Genomic DNA, 14608 nt, shown 5'->3' with positions numbered 1-14608 from the left:
GGAGAGCATGCGCTCATGACTGCTGACATCGCCGCGGCGCCCGGCCGCGAGGCCGCTTCCCTGCCGCCCGACCATCCCAAGGTGCGCTACGGCCGCATCGGCGTGCTGCTGATGAATCTCGGCACGCCCGAAGGCACCGGCTACTGGCCGATGCGCGCCTATCTCAAGGAGTTTCTGTCGGACCGGCGTGTCATCGAGGAGCCGCGCTGGAAATGGTGGCCGATCCTCAACCTGATCATCCTGTCGACGCGCCCGGGCCGCAAGGGCAAGGATTACGCCTCGATCTGGAACAACGAGCGCAACGAAGGCCCGCTCAAGACCATCACCCGCTCGCAGACCGAGCAGCTCGCTGAGCGCCTGAAGCCGCTGGCCGGCGACCGCGTCGTCTTCGACTGGGCGATGCGCTACGGCTTTCCCGACGTGAAGAGCCGGCTGAAGGCTCTGCTCGACCAGGGCTGCGACCGCATCCTGCTGGTGCCGCTCTATCCGCAATACGCCGCGCCGACCTCGGCCACGGCCTGCGACCAGGCTTTTCGCGCGCTGATGCAGATGCGCTGGCAGCCCTCGGTGCGCGTCTCGCCGCCCTACCATGACGACCCCGTCTATATCGGCGCGCTCGCCCGCTCGATGCGCGCCTCGCTCGCCAAGCTCGATTTCGAGCCGGAGGTCATCCTCTGCTCCTTCCACGGCATGCCGAAGGAGTACCTGCTGAAGGGCGACCCCTACTACTGCCAATGCGTCAAGACCTGGCGTCTGCTGCGCGCCGAGCTAGGTCTCTCCGAGGAACAATTCCCGCTGACCTTCCAGTCGCGCTTCGGCCCGGACGAATGGCTGCAGCCCTATACCGACGAGACGGTGAAGGCGCTGGCCCAGGCCGGGAAGAAATCGATGGCGATCGTCGCGCCCGGTTTCTCGGCCGACTGCCTGGAGACGCTCGAAGAGCTCGACGGCGAGAACCGCGAGATCTTCCTGCACAATGGCGGCGAGAAATTCGCCTATCTCCCCTGCCTCAACGACTCCCGCGAGGGTGTCGACGTCATCGCCGAGGTCGTCCAGCGCGAACTGATGGGCTGGCTCTGAGCGAGAGCGTTTTCAAGCCAAGTGGGCACCGGTTCGCGTGAAGAAAATGCGATAGAACAAGGATCTAGCGCATTTCTGCAATTCGCGGGAATGCGCTAGCCCCCCGCTCCGACGAAGCGCGCAACGCTTTCAACCACCGGCCGCGCCTTCAGGATGCGGCGATGGCCGAGCCCATCCGTCGCTTCCAGCGTGACGAAAGCTCCGGCTCCCGCAAGCGCCTGCGCATGATGAAAGCCGAGTTCGCGATCCTGCCGGTCGTGGATCACCAGGGTCGGCAGCCCGATCGCCTCCAGTTGCAGCGCCCCCTCGAAAACCTCGACCGGATTGCCGGCGACGACATGGATGCGCCGCTCCAGCGCCGCCTGCCCGCGCTTGCCGAGACCGATCGCGGCGCCGAATTGCCGGGTGATCTCGGTGATCGAGGACGGCGCGGCGATCAGCACGAGCCGCCCGGTGCTGACCGCGGGCTGTCCCCTCACCGAGCCTGCCAATGCCGCAAGCGCGATCGCCCCGCCGAAGGAATGCGTCACGATTGCATGCAGCGGCCCGAACACCCGTGCCACGGCCGCAAGGCTCGCGACACCGAGCGGGATGTTGAGCTCGCGCCCGGTCGAGGCGCCATGGCCGGGCAAGTCGAAGGCGACGACCCGGAAGCCCGCCGCCAGCAGCGGTTCGATGAAAGCGGTCATCGAGGCCGCCTCTCCCGTCCAGCCATGGACCAGCAGCACCGTGCCCGCCGGCACGACCGCCTCGGGCTCGAAGACATAGGCCTGAACGCTCCCGCAGGGGAACGGAATCGCGCGTCGGCTCGCTTGCCCGGGCCTCGTCGCGGTGGCCTGTTCGCCCGATTTTCTGTTTCGCTTCGACGGCTTCGCCGGGGTACAGAACAAGCGGAAAGCCAGCCGGCCGGTCGCGGAAGGAGCCACGAAGCTCGCGGCCCGGACCAGCGGGCGCATGTAACGGAGGGCGGAAGCGGTCATGGCACGGACCCTGTCTTGTTCAGCGCTGAACGAATATGTTCAGCCATGAACAAAAAGCAAGCGCTTTCTGATTTGCCGGAGTCGCAGATCCTGCCCTGGGATCTCCCGCGCTTCCGCAACTGGGTCTCCGTCGCCCGTGCTCACAGCTTGTGGGAGAAGGTTTTCACCGAGGCGCTTGCGCCGCTCGACATCCAGCTCGCGCATTACGACGTGCTCGCCAACATCTTCCACGCGCCCGGCCTCTCGCAGCAGGCGCTGGCCGAGAAGCTTCTCGTCGGGCGCAGCGCGATGAGCATGTTGCTGCCGGTGCTGGAGCGGCGCGGGTTGATCGAGCGGCGCAATGACGACGCCGACAAGCGCCTGCGCCGACTTTGGCTGACACCCGCAGGCGAAGCGCTGACCCGCAAGGCGATGGCGATCCACGTCGCCGAGATCGAGGCGATGATGACCGTACTCAGCGACGAGGAGTGCGATGCCGCCGGCGAGGCGATGCGCCGCGTCGCCAAGGCGCTCGAAGCCCGCAGCGCCGCCGCAGCGGGCCGGCCCGACAGGCCGTGAACGGAGGGCGTTCAGACTGCCAGGATCACCCGCGCGACAGCGTCTAGCGCCGCCTCCGCATCGGAGCAGACGAGCGCCCCGTCGACGGTCGGCGCGCCTTCCAGCAGGAAGACCGGCCGCTTGAACTGCAAGGCGAAGGCGATCTCCGATAGCGTTCCGTAACCGCCCCCGATCGCAACCAGACAACACGCCGCCCAGGCGATCAGCGCATTGCGCGCCACGCCGATGCCGGTGGCAAGCGGGACCGTGACGTAGGGATTGGCCGCCTCCGGCTCGTCATCGGGCAAAAGGCCAATCGAGAGGCCGCCGGCCTGCGCGACGCCGCGGCAGACCTCCTCCATCACACCTGAGCGGCCGCCGCACAGCACGGTGACGCCGTGCTCGGCGAGAAGCCGACCCAAGGTTTCGGCGGCAACCGCCTGAGAAGCGGTCGGCGTGCGCGTCCCGATCACGGCGACGGGCGTGCGCAGAGCCATCCCGCTCTCACGCTGAAGCCAGCGCAAGGCATTGGCGGCCGACACCGGCTCGCCCAGCGCAGCCAGCGGGGCTTCGCACCAGCGCCGCGCCGCCGGATCGAACACCCGGCCGCGCCCGTCCTGCAGCTGTCCGTTCTCGACATCCAGACGCAGCTGCGGGTCGTGAAGCACCGGCTCAGGCCGGCTTCTTTTCTTCGCCGAAGGCGGAGATCCCGCCATGCTTGGACGACCAGCTCGCCGGGTCGTTGAGGAAGCTCTCGACCTCGGCAAGGATCTTCGGCTCGAAATGGCCGCTGTCCTTCGCGACGGCCAGCACATCCCACCAGGTGGTGAGGTAGTGCAGGTTCACGCCGATCTCCGCCATCAGCTCGCGGCTCTTCGGGAAGATGTCGTAGTAGAACAGCACGAAGCAATGCTGCACATCGGCGCCGGCATTGCGTAGCGCTTCGGCGAAATTGACCTTGCTGCGCCCGTCCGTGGCGAGATCCTCGACCAGCAGCGTGCGCGCACCCTCGACGACCGAGCCCTCGATCTGGGCATTGCGGCCGAAGCCCTTCGGCTTCTTGCGGACATACTGCATCGGCAGTGCCAGGCGGTCGGAGATCCAGGCGGCGAAGGGAATGCCGGCCGTCTCGCCCCCGGCGATGGTGTCGAGCGACTCGTAGCCGATGTCGCGCACGATCGTGGTGGCGGCGAAATCGATCAGCGTCGAGCGCAGACGGGGGTAGGAGATGATCTTGCGGCAGTCGATATAGACCGGGCTCGCCCAGCCGGAAGTGAAGAAGAAGGGCTTGTCGCTGTAGAAGTGCACAGCCTTGATCTCGAGCAGCATCTTGGCCGCTTCGCGCGCGATCACGGCCCGGTCGGTGGGGGTGAACAGATTGGGCATGGCGCGGTTTCCTTGGGCTGAGCGACGCCGCTCGCCGGGAACGGCAAGGGCGCAGGGGCTGGTCGAATTGGCAAACGGCCCCTTCTGATCGCCCCCGCCCGGCAGGTCAATCCCCGCCCCGCGATTTCCACCATGGCGCCAGGGCCAGCGCCGCGCTGTCGATAAAGCCACACACGCGAATGTTTCCCGGCACATCCACAGGCTGATTCGGGGCGAATTATTGCGCCGGCTCCGGCAGCGTGACATGTCGAGCCGACATCACGCATGTGAGCGCGCCTCGATCTGGCTTGCAGCTCAGCATCCTTTCGGCCGGGCGAAAACGAGGGGCCTTGAACCATGAGCGATCGGACAGCATCGGCCGCCGCGCTGTCGGCACCGACGACGGTGGACGACAAGGCGCGCAAGGCGTTGTGGGGCGCCGCCATCGGCTATGCGATGGATGGCTTCGACCTCCTGATCCTCGGCTTCATGCTCAGGGCGATCTCGGCCGATCTGCAATTGAGCCAAGCCCAGGCCGCCTCTCTGGTGACGGCGACGCTCGTCGGCGCCGTCCTTGGCGGCATCGGTTTCGGCATGCTCTCGGACCGGATCGGCCGCGTCCGTGTCCTGACCTGGACCATCGTCCTCTTCGCCGTCTTCACCGGCCTGTGCGCCTTCGCCCAGGGCTACTGGGACCTGCTGGTCTACCGCACCATCGCCGGCCTCGGGCTCGGCGGCGAATTCGGCATCGGCATGGCGCTCGTCGCCGAAGCTTGGCCGGCCTCGAAGCGGGCGCGCGCCTCCTCCTATGTCGGCCTCGGCTGGCAGGTCGGCGTCCTCGCGGCCGCCCTCGTCACCCCGCTGCTGCTGCCCACCATCGGCTGGCGCGGCATGTTTGCCATCGGCGTCCTGCCGGCGATCGCGGCCTATTTCATCCGGCATTCGCTGCACGAGCCCGACGTCTTCGTCGCCCGCTCGAAGGACCGCCCGAAGGAATCCGCGCTACGCCTGCTGGTCAAGGACTGGGAGACCACCAAGCTCAGCATCGGCATGGTGATCCTCTGCTCGGTCCAGAACTTCGGCTATTACGGCGTGATGATCTGGCTGCCGAACTATCTCGCGACGCGGTTCGGCTTCGCCCTCACCCAATCGGCGCTGTGGACGGCGGTGACCATCGCCGGCATGGCGCTCGGCATCTTCGCCTTCGGCCATATCGCCGACCGGGTCGGCCGGCGCCCGGCCTTCTTCGGCTACATGCTGGGCGCTGCGGTGATGGTCATCGTCTATTCCCGGCTGACCGACCCGATGCAGCTCCTCGTCGCGGGCGCAGTGATGGGCTTCTTCGTTAACGGCATGCTCGGCGGCTACGGCGCGCTGATGAGCGAGCTGTTCCCGACGGCGGCCCGCGCCACCGCCCAGAACGTGCTGTTCAACATCGGTCGCGGCGTCGGCGGCTTCGGCCCCGTCATCGTGGGCGCGATCGCGGCTGCCTATGGCTTCCAGACCGCCATCGCGCTGCTCGCGACCCTCTACGTCCTCGACATCCTCGCCATGTGGCTCCTCATCCCCGAGAGGCGCGGCGAAGAGCTGCTGTAGGCCTGACCGCCGCAACACGACACAGTCCGCGAACTGCCGGCGCGGCCTCCGCGCCAGCAGCTTCACGACATATCGGCACCCAGGGCGGGCGAGCCGGCATCGCGCCAGGATATCGAGCCCCGCCTTCTCGCGCTGCTGGACCGTGGCGCGGAGCATAACGCGCGATTATGGCTGATCGCGAACAAAGCATATGAAGAATGGAAGCCAACGATCTAAGGCTTTGACACGGCCCAGCAACCCCGAAGGGGCGGGCTCGTGGAAAGCATGCTCGGACGCAGCACGCTGATCTCGAAAGAGGTCGTGATCGGGCGGCCCCGAAGCACCATCTGATCAGGAAGAACCGTGTCACGCATCGTCACAGTCGCCGCCGCCCAGCTGGGCCCGATCCAGCGGGCCGAGAGCCGCAAGCAGGTCGTCGACCGCATGATCGCTCTCATGGAGACGGCCAGGACCCAGGGCGCGAACTTCATCGTCTACCCAGAGCTGGCGCTGACCACCTTCTTCCCGCGCTGGTATCATGAGGATCGCGCCGAGGCCGACCACTGGTTCGAGCGCAGCATGCCCGGCCCGGAGACGCAGCCGCTCTTCGACAAGGCGAAAGAGCTCGGCATGGCCATGAGCTTCGGTTATGCCGAGCTCACCCCCGACGGGCGCCATTTCAACAGCTCGATCCTCGTCGACCGCGCTGGCCGGATCGTGGGCAAATACCGGAAGATCCATCTTCCCGGCCATGTCGAGTTCGACACGGAGCGGGCACACCAGCATCTCGAGAAGCGCTATTTCGAGCCCGGCGATCTGGGCTTCCCGGTCTGGGAGTTCGAGGGCGGGCTCATGGGCATGGCGATCTGCAACGACCGGCGCTGGCCCGAGACCTATCGCGTCATGGGTCTGCAAGGCGTCGAGATGGTCGTTCTCGGCTACAACACCCCCTCCGCCAACTCGCAATCGCCCCATGAGACGACGGCCGACCGCCTGTTCCATCACCGCCTCTCGGTGCAGGCCGGCGCCTACCAGAACTCCACCTGGGTGGTGGCCGTCGCCAAGGCCGGCAACGAGGATGGCCACCGTCTTTTCGGCGGCACGCTGATCGCGGCGCCCGACGGCAAGATCGTCGGCGAGATCGACCATGAGGAGGATGGCGTGCTCGTCCACCCTTGCGACCTCGACGACACCCGTTTCGGCAAGGCGACGATCTTCGACTTCTCTAGGCATCGCCGCGTCGAGCATTACGGCCTGCTCACCGAGCGCACCGGCGTCGGCGCTCCGCTCGGAAAGCCGGAGAGCGCCTGAGCGCTCTCCTTGCTTCCCTCACCGGAACGGATCGAACGGAGTCGGAAAGTGGCCGGTCGGCGCGATCTCGGCATAGGGGCCGCGCGCCAGCAACTGCCCCTGCCCCGGCTGCGCCAGCACCCGCTCGCCATCGAACACCAGCCGGCCGCGTTGATAGGTGGCGGTCGGATAGCCCTGCACCTCCATGCCTTCGTAAGGCGTGTAGTCGCTGCCATGGTGCTGCATGGCGTTGGTCAGGGTGACGCGCCGATCGGGATCGAAGAGCACGACATCGGCGTCCGCCCCGACCGCGAGCACGCCCTTGCGCGGCGCGAGGCCGAAGCGGCGGGCCGGGTTGGTCGCGACGAGATCGACGAAACGACGCAGATCGATCCGCCCCTTGGCGACGCCCTCCGAATAGAGGATGGGCAACCGCGCGGCGAGGCCGGGGACGCCGTTCGGGATCTTGTTGAAGGGCGCGTTCTCGCCATGCTGCTTCTTGCCGCGCGGATCGTCATAGCGCAGCGGCGAATGGTCGGACGAGACGATGTCGATGACGCCCTCACGCAGGAAGCGCCAGAGCGCCTCCTGATCGGCGCCCGAGCGCAGCGCCGGCGAGATCATGAACTTCGCGCCCTCGAAGCCCGGCCGGTCCATGTCGGCCTCGTCGAGCACGAGATATTGCGTGCAGGTCTCGGCCCAGGCTTTCTGGCCGCGCGCCTGCGCCCGCTGAACCTCCTCGCCGGATTGCGCGCCGGAGACGTGGAAGATCTGGATCGGCGTATCCAGCGCCTCGGCCAGGGCCAGGATGCGGTGCGTCGCCTCGCGCTCGACCACCATCGGCTTGGCCCAGGCGAGATGGCGCGGCGCGGTCTGCCCGGCCGCCAGCAGCGCCTGCGTCAGCCAGCCGATCAGCTCGTGATGCTCGGCATGGACACAAACGAGGGCGCCGGCGCGCCGGGCCGCGGCGAGCGTCTGCAGGATCTGCGCATCGCCGAGACGGTTGCTGTCATAGGTCATGAAGATCTTGACCGAGCGATGCCCGGCCTCGACCAGCGCCGGCAGCTCGTTTTCGAGAACCTCCGGCGTCGGATCGTTGACCAGAAGATGGAAGGCGTGGTCGATCCGCGCCTGCTTCGCCTTCTCGGCATAGGCGGCGACCGCGCCGGCCAACGAGCCGCCGCGGATCTGCGGGGCATGGCAGACGACCGTCGTCGTGCCGCCCGCTGCGGCAGAGGCCGTGCCACTGTCGAAGCCATCAGCGATATCAGCGCCCGAAGAGAAGGGCTGGTCGAGATGGACGTGGGCATCGACGCCGCCGGGCAGGACGAGCAGGCCGCGCGCACCGACTTCCTCCTTGCCGCGCGGCAGCCCTTCTCCGATCGCGGCGATGAAGCCGCCGGCAATGCCGATATCGAAGGACCCGATGTCGGAGGCGGTCACGGCGGTGCCGCCGCGAATGACGAGATCGAAATCGCTCATGGTCTTTCTCCCCATGCGGCCGGGGCCCTGAAACGATGGCCACCCACAGCGCGCGAAACGGCGACGAGGTCAGGATGAAAACGGAATTGCGCGTTGCGCTCGGCGAAAGGCTCTACGGCGTCGAGCGTCCCTGGGGCGCCCTGCCCGCGACGCCGGGTCGGATCACCGATCTGGCGGTCGACAAGGACGGGTTCGTCCATGTCCTGCTGCGCCGCGACAGCGCCGTCGATCCTGACGGACCTTGCGTGGTCACGCTCGCAGCCGACGGCAGGTTCCTGCGGAGCTGGGGCGAGGCGCTCTGCCTCGATGCCCACAAGATCGCGGCGATGCCCGATGGCGGCCTCGCCATCGTGGACCGCGACGCTCACCGCATCTTCTTCTGCGATGCCGAGGGCCAGGTGCGGCAGCAGATCGGCGAGAGCCATCGGCCCGGCCATCCCTTCAATCATCCCAGCGACATCGCCTTCGCGCCGGATGGGGGCTTCTATGTCGCGGATGGTTATGGCAACGGCCGCATTCATCGCTTCGACGCTAGCGGCGGCCTGATCGCGAGCTGGGGTTCGGTCGGAACTGCACCTGGCGCTTTCTTGACGCCGCACGGCATCTGCGTGCTCAGCGACGGGCGGGTCATCGTGGCCGATCGCGAGAACAGCCGTGTGCAGAGCTTCACCGCCGATGGCGAGCTTCTGGCGGTGTGGGACGCCTTCCTGCGTCCCCAGGATGTCGTCGCCGATGCCGAGGACCGGATTCATGTCTGCGATTCCATCCCGACGCTGAGCCTGCTCTCGCCGGACGGCGCTCTGCTCGGCCGCTGCCGGCCGGTCCTCAATGGCGCCCATGGGCTCTGGCTCGGGCCGTCCGGCGACATTTTCCTCGCCGAGACCAACCCAAACCGCATCACCCGCCTCTACCCCGCCGCGATCTGACGCGACGGGTCACAATCGCCTCACGCAGCCGACATGGCGGTGCGGTTCTGCAGGCGTGAGACCAGCCGCACGAAGGGCCAGAACATCAGGAAGTAGACGATCGCCACCGCGATCAGCGGCGTCGGGTTGTAGAGCAGGCCCTGGGCGAGCTGGGCCGAGCGCAGCAGCTCCTGCAGCGCAACGGCAGACGCGATCGAGGTCTGCTTCACCAGCTCGACCGTATTGCTGATCAGGTCCGGCAGCACGTTGCGCGTGCCCTGCGGCACCACGACATGGATCATGCTCTTGTACCAGCTGAGGCCCGTCGAGCGGGCCGCCTCGCGCTGGCCCTTCGGCACGGATTCGATGCCCGCGCGGAAAATCTCGGCGAAATAACTCGAACCGTTCAGCGTCAGCGCCAGCACGGCTGCCGTGAACTCGTTGAGCTTCAAGCCCAGGAACGGCAGGCCGAAGAAGATGAAGATCAGCAGCACCAGCGGCGGGATGGCGCGCATCACATCGACATAGGCGACCAGCACGAAGCGCAGCAGTTTGTTCGGCACGTCCTGCGCCATGGCGATGGCGATGCCGGTCAGCACCGAAAGCGGCACGGCGACCGCGGCCAGCGCCAGCGTCATCCAGAAGCCCTGCAGCAGCAGCGGCCAGACCTGCTTGAGGACGTCGAAATTGAAGAAGGTCGTGACGAGCTCGTCCATCATGACCTCGGATGCGCGTAGACATGTTCCAGCCAGCGCGTGAAGCGCACGAAGGGCAGGAACAGCAGCAGGAACAGCAGCGCGCCGACGGTCAGCGCAGTCGGATTGGCGACGTTGGACTGGATGCTCGACGTTACGTTGAGCAGTTCCGGCACAGCCACGACCGAGCCCAGCGTCGTGCCCTTGCTGATGCCGATGGCGCGGTTGGTCAGCGGCGGGATCGACATGCGCACAACCTGCGGCAGGATGATGTAGGCCAGCGTCTGGGTGAAGCCGAGGCCCGTCGAGCGCCCCGCCTCCCACTGCCCCTTAGCCACGGCGTTGATGCCGGCCCAGAAGATCTCCTCGGCGAAGGCCGAGAGCACGATCGCCAGCGCCAGCACGGTCGCGGTGATGGGCTCCAGCACCAGCCCGAAATAGGGCAGCGCGAAATAGGCCAGTACGATCAGCACAAGCTGGGGGATCGAGCGGAAGAAGTCGATGTAGAAGATGATGAGCCAGTTCAGCGGCCGGATGCCGTAGAGGCGCAACACCGCGAGGACGAGGCCGAGCGGGATGCCGATCACGACCGTCAGGATCGACATCTCGACGGTGATGAGGAAGCCGCGCAGGATGTCGGGCCAATAGGCCGACAACAGCCCGAAATCGAAGAAATAGCGGACGATCTGGTCCATGGGCGCCCGTCAGCCGTGCGAGCGCATCACGAAGTCGCGGATGCGCTGGTGCTGCGGGTTTACGAGGATCTCCTGCGGCGTGCCCTCGGCCAGGATCGCGCCATGGTCCATGAAGACGACGCGGTCGGCGACATCGCGCGCGAACTTCATCTCATGCGTCACCACGATCATGGTCATGCCCATCTCCTTGGTGCGGACCATGACGTTGAGCACTTCGCCGACAAGCTCGGGATCGAGCGCCGAGGTCGGCTCGTCGAAGAGCATGACCTGCGGCTCCAGCGCCATGGCGCGGGCGATGCCGACGCGCTGCTGCTGCCCGCCGGACAACTCGGCCGGATAGGCATCGGCCTTGTGGGCGAGGCCGACGACCTCGAGATGGTGGCGGGCCTTGCGCTCGGCCTCCTCCTTGCCGAGGCCGACGACCTTGCGCAGCGCCAGCATCACGTTCCCCAGCGCCGTCTTGTGCGGATAGAGATGGATGCCCTGGAAGACCATGCCGATCCGGCGGCGCAGGAGATTGAGGTCCACCTTCGGACCGGTGATCTCCTGCCCACCGACGCGGATTGCGCCCGCCGTCGGTTCCTCCAGCCGGTTGATGCAGCGCAGGCAAGTGCTCTTGCCCGAACCGGAGGAGCCGACGATCACGACGGCCTCACCCTTGCCGACCTTGAGATCGACACCGCGCAGGACCTCGACATTGCCGAAGCTCTTGCGCAGCCCCTCGATCGAAACGATCGTCTCAGGGAGCGTGGCCGTCATGGCGGGCTGCGACGTCACTTGCACGCGGCCTTGTGCTCGGTCGCGTCATAACCCTCGAAGCCCGGCGCGCCAGTACCCGGATAGACCGTCGCGGTAGATGAGGCGGCCTCCGGCTTCACGCCGAACCACTTCTCGTGGATCTTGGCCAGCGTGCCGTCGGTCTTCATGCACTCCAGCGCGACTTCGACCTGGGCGCGGAAGGCGGCGTCCTCCTTGCGGAAGGCGATGCCGAAATTGCGGCCGCCGTCGAGAACGAAGGGCACTTCGGCCATCGGCGTCTGGGTCGCGACATAGCGCGAGACCGGCGCATCGGCGACATTGGCGAAGGCACGGCCGATCATGACGGCCTGCACGGCGTCGGCGTTCTTGTTGTAGCGCTGGATGGTGTAGCCGTATTTGGCCTCGTTATCGGTCAGCCACTTGTCCGAGATCGAGCCGTTATTGACGGAAAGGGCCTTGCCCTTCAGGTCCTCGAGACCGGCGATCTTGCCGCCCTTCTTGACGAGGAAGCCAAGGCCGGTCGGCATATAGGGCTCGCTGAACAGCATCTGCGCCGCGCGCTCGGTCGTGATGTTGGTCGGCGCCGGGATCATCTCGTAGCGCTTGGAGAACAGACCGGCGAAGATCGCCGAGAAGTTCGAATCCGTCACATCGACGCCCGGGCGGCCGAGCTTCTGGGCGATCGCGGCGGACATGTCATAGGTGAAGCCGGTGGTCTCGCCGGCGGGCGTCTTGAAGCAGAAGGGCGCGAAGCCGAGATCGCAGGCCACCTTCAGCTTCTCGTTCTGCGGATGGTCGGCATCCTCTGCCATGGCCGGCATGGCGATGAGCGCGGCCAATGCCACGCCCCTGACAGCGGCGCGCGCCATCCCGATCGAATTCAGTTTCATGCTTCCCGCTCCCGTTATGCGACGGCCACGCCGTGATCGCTGCGCCCCTGTTCCTGCAACAATCCGGCCACGTCTGGAGCGAAACCTAACAGGGCGAAATCATGCCCTGCCAATTATTTGTTGTCGGGTTTCCATAACATGATGTTAAGCGCCCTCGGCCGGCTCGGCGTCCTTGCCCTTGGGCATAGGCGGCACCAGACCGCGCAATATGTCGACGAAAGCGCTCGCCGTCCGCGAGAGCGGCTCGAAACGCGGCGTCAGCAGATGCGCGCGCACCCGCGTCTTGGGCGCCAGCGGTCGTGACACCAGCTCCGGCCATGTCCGCCCGCGCAGCACGAACTCGTCGACGACGGCGATGCCGGCACCCGCCCGCACCATTGCACAGGCGACGGGCGTGAAGCGGACGACGGTGCTGATCCGGAGCGGCGCCGCTTTCAGCGCGAGCGCGCGCCCGACGACGTCGCCATAAGGCGTCTGTGGCCCGAAGCCGATCAGTGGATACGGCACGAGATCGGCCGGGCGGATGACGCGCAGCCGCGCCAGCGCATGATCGCGCGGCATGATCACCATCAGGCGACCTTCGGTCAGAATTTCCATATCGAGCGTCGGCTCGTCGATCGGCAGGATCGAGACGCCGAGATCTGCCCGGCCGCTGACGATCTTGACGACGATTTCCAGCAACGTCAGCACCTCGAACTCGACGCGCAGATCCGGGAAACGCTCGCGCAGGCGGGCGATGGCATCGGGCACCAGCGCTTGGCCGACGCTCGGGCTCGCGACGATCCGCACCGAGCCGGTGCCGCGCTCGCGCAGTTCGTCGGCCAACTCGTTGACCCGGACCACGCCCTGATGGACCTGGTCGACCTCTTGGAACAGCCGGCGTGCTTCCGGAGTCGGCTGCACGCGCCCTCGCACGCGCTCGAACAGGCGCAGCGCCAGCCGGTCCTCCGTGTAGGCCAGCAGGCGGCTGATCGCCGGCTGGGAGACCGAGAGCAGCCGGGCGGCGCCGCTGATCGAGCCGGTGATCATGATGGCCCGGAAGACTTCGATCTGCCGGAGATTGAGGCGCATGAGGATAACATCCGTTTATGGTCGGCCGCATAATAAGCATGATTCATTTCGCGCATAGCGCTCTAAGTTCGATCTCGTGCCGGCAACGACCGGTTCGCGACAGAGCATTGCGCGAAAAAGTGGAACCCGGTTTTTCGCTTAAGCAATGCTCTCGACTTGTGCGGGACGAGGCCGGCCGATGAAGCGCTTTCTGACGATGAGGGATGTCGAGGCCGCGGTTGCCGGCGGGTCGGTCTTCGCGGCGGGCGGAGGCGGCTGGGCCGATCACGGCCGCATGCTCGGCACCGCAGCCGTCAATACCGGCAAGCCCGAACTCGTCACCATGGACGAGATTCCCGACGACGCGATCATCGCCACCGCCGCCGCCATCGGCGCCCCCGCCGGAACGACCGAGTGGGAGATGTGGGGCATCGACTACGTCAAGGCGGTGCAGCTCCTGCAGGAGGCGTTGGGCAAGCCGATCTACGGCCTCATCATCGGCCAGAACGGCATGTCGAGCACGCTGAATGCCTGGCTCCCCAGCGCGATCCTCGGCGTGAAGGTGGTCGATGCGGTCGGGGACATCCGTGCCCATCCCACCGGGGACATGGGCTCGATCGGCCTCGCCAACAGCCCGGAAGCGACGATCCAGGTCGCCGTCGGCGGTAACCGCTCCAAGAACCAGTACATCGAGCTGGTGACGCGCGGCGCGACGGCCAAGGTCTCGCCGATCCTGCGCACGGCGTCCGACATGTCCGGCGGCTTCATCGCCTCCTGCCGCAACCCGGTCTCGGCTGCCTATGTCCGCAAGAACGCCGCGCTCGGCGGCATCTCGATGGCGCTGGCGCTGGGCGAACGCATCCTCGACGCGAAGCCGAAGGGCGGCAGCGCCGTGATCGACGCGATCTGCGACCAGACCGGCGGCTCGATCATCGCGCGCGGCCCGGTTGCCAAGAAAGATGTGCGCTACACCAACGAGGCCTTCGACATCGGCATGATCCAGGTCGGCACCGGCGCGGCCGCACGCGTCATCCATGTCATGAACGAGTACATGGCCGTCACCGATCTCGACGGCGCCCGGCATGCCTGCTTCCCCGACGTGATCACCACCCTCGGCTCCGACGGCCAGCCGGTCAGCGCCGGCCATGTCCGCGAGGGCATGGAGCTTTCGGTGCTGCGCGTGCCCAAAAGCAAGATCCCGCTGAGCTCCAGCGTGACCGATCCCAGCGTCTATCCGATCGTCGAGAAGGCGCTCGGCATGAATTTCACCGACTACGCGCTCGGCCGCGCAGACTAGTCGGCGCT

Annotated in this window: 15 protein-coding genes; 6 read left to right on the top strand and 9 right to left on the bottom strand. The window is 66.7% G+C overall.

The features are described 5' to 3' along the window. The first annotated feature begins 15 nt into the window (after positions 1-15). Entirely contained in the window at positions 16-1080 is a 1065-nt protein-coding gene (hemH, locus tag AB4Z16_RS12545; RefSeq protein WP_441511681.1) for a ferrochelatase, read from the top strand. 95 nt (positions 1081-1175) lie between these two features. Here the strand turns inward: hemH and AB4Z16_RS12540 are convergent, their stop codons facing one another. Continuing rightward, on the bottom strand, positions 1176-2060 hold the full coding sequence (locus AB4Z16_RS12540) for an alpha/beta hydrolase (protein ID WP_441511680.1): 885 nt from the start codon (positions 2058-2060) through the stop codon (positions 1176-1178). A gap of 45 nt (positions 2061-2105) precedes the next feature. Between AB4Z16_RS12540 and AB4Z16_RS12535 the strand changes: the two genes are divergently transcribed. Next, positions 2106-2618, top strand: a complete 513-nt coding sequence (locus AB4Z16_RS12535; RefSeq protein ID WP_441511679.1) for a MarR family winged helix-turn-helix transcriptional regulator — start codon at positions 2106-2108, stop codon at positions 2616-2618. 11 nt (positions 2619-2629) lie between these two features. Here AB4Z16_RS12535 and AB4Z16_RS12530 read toward each other — a convergent pair whose 3' ends face one another. Further along, entirely contained in the window at positions 2630-3265 is a 636-nt protein-coding gene (locus tag AB4Z16_RS12530; protein ID WP_441511678.1) for a TIGR00725 family protein, read from the bottom strand. 4 nt (positions 3266-3269) lie between these two features. Next, complete coding sequence (locus tag AB4Z16_RS12525) at positions 3270-3983, bottom strand: orotate phosphoribosyltransferase (RefSeq protein WP_441511677.1); 714 nt, start codon at positions 3981-3983, stop codon at positions 3270-3272. A 336-nt stretch (positions 3984-4319) separates the two neighbouring features. Here AB4Z16_RS12525 and AB4Z16_RS12520 point away from each other — a divergent pair, with 336 nt between their 5' ends. Then, positions 4320-5558, top strand: a complete 1239-nt coding sequence (locus AB4Z16_RS12520) for an MFS transporter (RefSeq protein WP_441511676.1) — start codon at positions 4320-4322, stop codon at positions 5556-5558. 342 nt (positions 5559-5900) lie between these two features. Further along, positions 5901-6848 carry an N-carbamoyl-D-amino-acid hydrolase gene (locus AB4Z16_RS12515; protein WP_441511675.1) on the top strand — a complete coding sequence of 316 codons (948 nt, stop codon included), beginning with the start codon at positions 5901-5903 and terminating at the stop codon, positions 6846-6848. Between the two features lie 18 nt (positions 6849-6866). Here the strand turns inward: AB4Z16_RS12515 and hydA are convergent, their stop codons facing one another. After that, a complete protein-coding gene (hydA, locus tag AB4Z16_RS12510; protein WP_441511674.1) occupies positions 6867-8309 on the bottom strand; it encodes a dihydropyrimidinase in 1443 nt (480 codons plus the stop codon). A 74-nt stretch (positions 8310-8383) separates the two neighbouring features. On the opposite strand from hydA, the gene AB4Z16_RS12505 reads away from it, so the two are divergent. Next, positions 8384-9235, top strand: coding sequence for an NHL repeat-containing protein (locus tag AB4Z16_RS12505; RefSeq protein ID WP_441511673.1), 852 nt, complete (start codon positions 8384-8386; stop codon positions 9233-9235). Between the two features lie 20 nt (positions 9236-9255). On the opposite strand, the gene AB4Z16_RS12500 is transcribed toward AB4Z16_RS12505, so the two are convergent. The 5 genes from AB4Z16_RS12500 to AB4Z16_RS12480 all read right to left on the bottom strand — a co-directional run bounded on the left by AB4Z16_RS12500 (position 9256) and on the right by AB4Z16_RS12480 (position 13324). Continuing rightward, positions 9256-9933, bottom strand: a complete 678-nt coding sequence (locus AB4Z16_RS12500) for an amino acid ABC transporter permease (protein WP_441511672.1) — start codon at positions 9931-9933, stop codon at positions 9256-9258. Further along, entirely contained in the window at positions 9930-10604 is a 675-nt protein-coding gene (locus tag AB4Z16_RS12495; protein ID WP_441511671.1) for an amino acid ABC transporter permease, read from the bottom strand. The genes AB4Z16_RS12500 and AB4Z16_RS12495 overlap by 4 nt, the downstream gene beginning before the upstream one ends. 9 nt (positions 10605-10613) lie before the next feature. Continuing rightward, positions 10614-11363: an amino acid ABC transporter ATP-binding protein gene (locus AB4Z16_RS12490; protein ID WP_441511670.1), complete on the bottom strand. Its 750-nt coding sequence runs from the start codon at positions 11361-11363 to the stop codon at positions 10614-10616. A gap of 14 nt (positions 11364-11377) precedes the next feature. Continuing rightward, on the bottom strand, positions 11378-12253 hold the full coding sequence (locus tag AB4Z16_RS12485) for a substrate-binding periplasmic protein (RefSeq protein WP_441511669.1): 876 nt from the start codon (positions 12251-12253) through the stop codon (positions 11378-11380). A gap of 144 nt (positions 12254-12397) precedes the next feature. Then, positions 12398-13324 carry a LysR family transcriptional regulator gene (locus AB4Z16_RS12480; protein ID WP_441511668.1) on the bottom strand — a complete coding sequence of 309 codons (927 nt, stop codon included), beginning with the start codon at positions 13322-13324 and terminating at the stop codon, positions 12398-12400. A 178-nt stretch (positions 13325-13502) separates the two neighbouring features. Between AB4Z16_RS12480 and AB4Z16_RS12475 the strand changes: the two genes are divergently transcribed. Beyond that, positions 13503-14600 carry a DUF917 domain-containing protein gene (locus AB4Z16_RS12475; RefSeq protein WP_441511667.1) on the top strand — a complete coding sequence of 366 codons (1098 nt, stop codon included), beginning with the start codon at positions 13503-13505 and terminating at the stop codon, positions 14598-14600. Positions 14601-14608: the final 8 nt, after the last annotated feature.

It is taken from the genome of Allobosea sp. TAF32, assembly GCF_052113585.1.
Taxonomy (GTDB): domain Bacteria; phylum Pseudomonadota; class Alphaproteobacteria; order Rhizobiales; family Beijerinckiaceae; genus Allobosea.
The sequence above is the reverse complement of the archived record's forward strand: the minus strand, read 5'-3'. Positions and strand labels throughout refer to the sequence as shown.

Bases quoted from the DNA above. Each gene is read 5' to 3' on its own strand.
- AB4Z16_RS12485 (WP_441511669.1), bottom strand. From the start codon at position 12,253: ATGAAACTGAATTCGATCGGGATGGCGCGCGCCGCTGTCAGGGGCGTG.
- AB4Z16_RS12520 (WP_441511676.1), top strand. From the start codon at position 4,320: ATGAGCGATCGGACAGCATCGGCCGCCGCGCTGTCGGCACCGACGACG.
- AB4Z16_RS12500 (WP_441511672.1), bottom strand. From the start codon at position 9,933: ATGATGGACGAGCTCGTCACGACCTTCTTCAATTTCGACGTCCTCAAG.
- AB4Z16_RS12495 (WP_441511671.1), bottom strand. From the start codon at position 10,604: ATGGACCAGATCGTCCGCTATTTCTTCGATTTCGGGCTGTTGTCGGCC.
- hydA (WP_441511674.1), bottom strand. From the start codon at position 8,309: ATGAGCGATTTCGATCTCGTCATTCGCGGCGGCACCGCCGTGACCGCC.
- hemH (WP_441511681.1), top strand. From the start codon at position 16: ATGACTGCTGACATCGCCGCGGCGCCCGGCCGCGAGGCCGCTTCCCTG.
- AB4Z16_RS12475 (WP_441511667.1), top strand. From the start codon at position 13,503: ATGAAGCGCTTTCTGACGATGAGGGATGTCGAGGCCGCGGTTGCCGGC.
- AB4Z16_RS12480 (WP_441511668.1), bottom strand. From the start codon at position 13,324: ATGCGCCTCAATCTCCGGCAGATCGAAGTCTTCCGGGCCATCATGATC.
- AB4Z16_RS12535 (WP_441511679.1), top strand. From the start codon at position 2,106: ATGAACAAAAAGCAAGCGCTTTCTGATTTGCCGGAGTCGCAGATCCTG.
- AB4Z16_RS12490 (WP_441511670.1), bottom strand. From the start codon at position 11,363: ATGACGGCCACGCTCCCTGAGACGATCGTTTCGATCGAGGGGCTGCGC.
- AB4Z16_RS12540 (WP_441511680.1), bottom strand. From the start codon at position 2,060: ATGACCGCTTCCGCCCTCCGTTACATGCGCCCGCTGGTCCGGGCCGCG.
- AB4Z16_RS12525 (WP_441511677.1), bottom strand. From the start codon at position 3,983: ATGCCCAATCTGTTCACCCCCACCGACCGGGCCGTGATCGCGCGCGAA.
- AB4Z16_RS12505 (WP_441511673.1), top strand. From the start codon at position 8,384: ATGAAAACGGAATTGCGCGTTGCGCTCGGCGAAAGGCTCTACGGCGTC.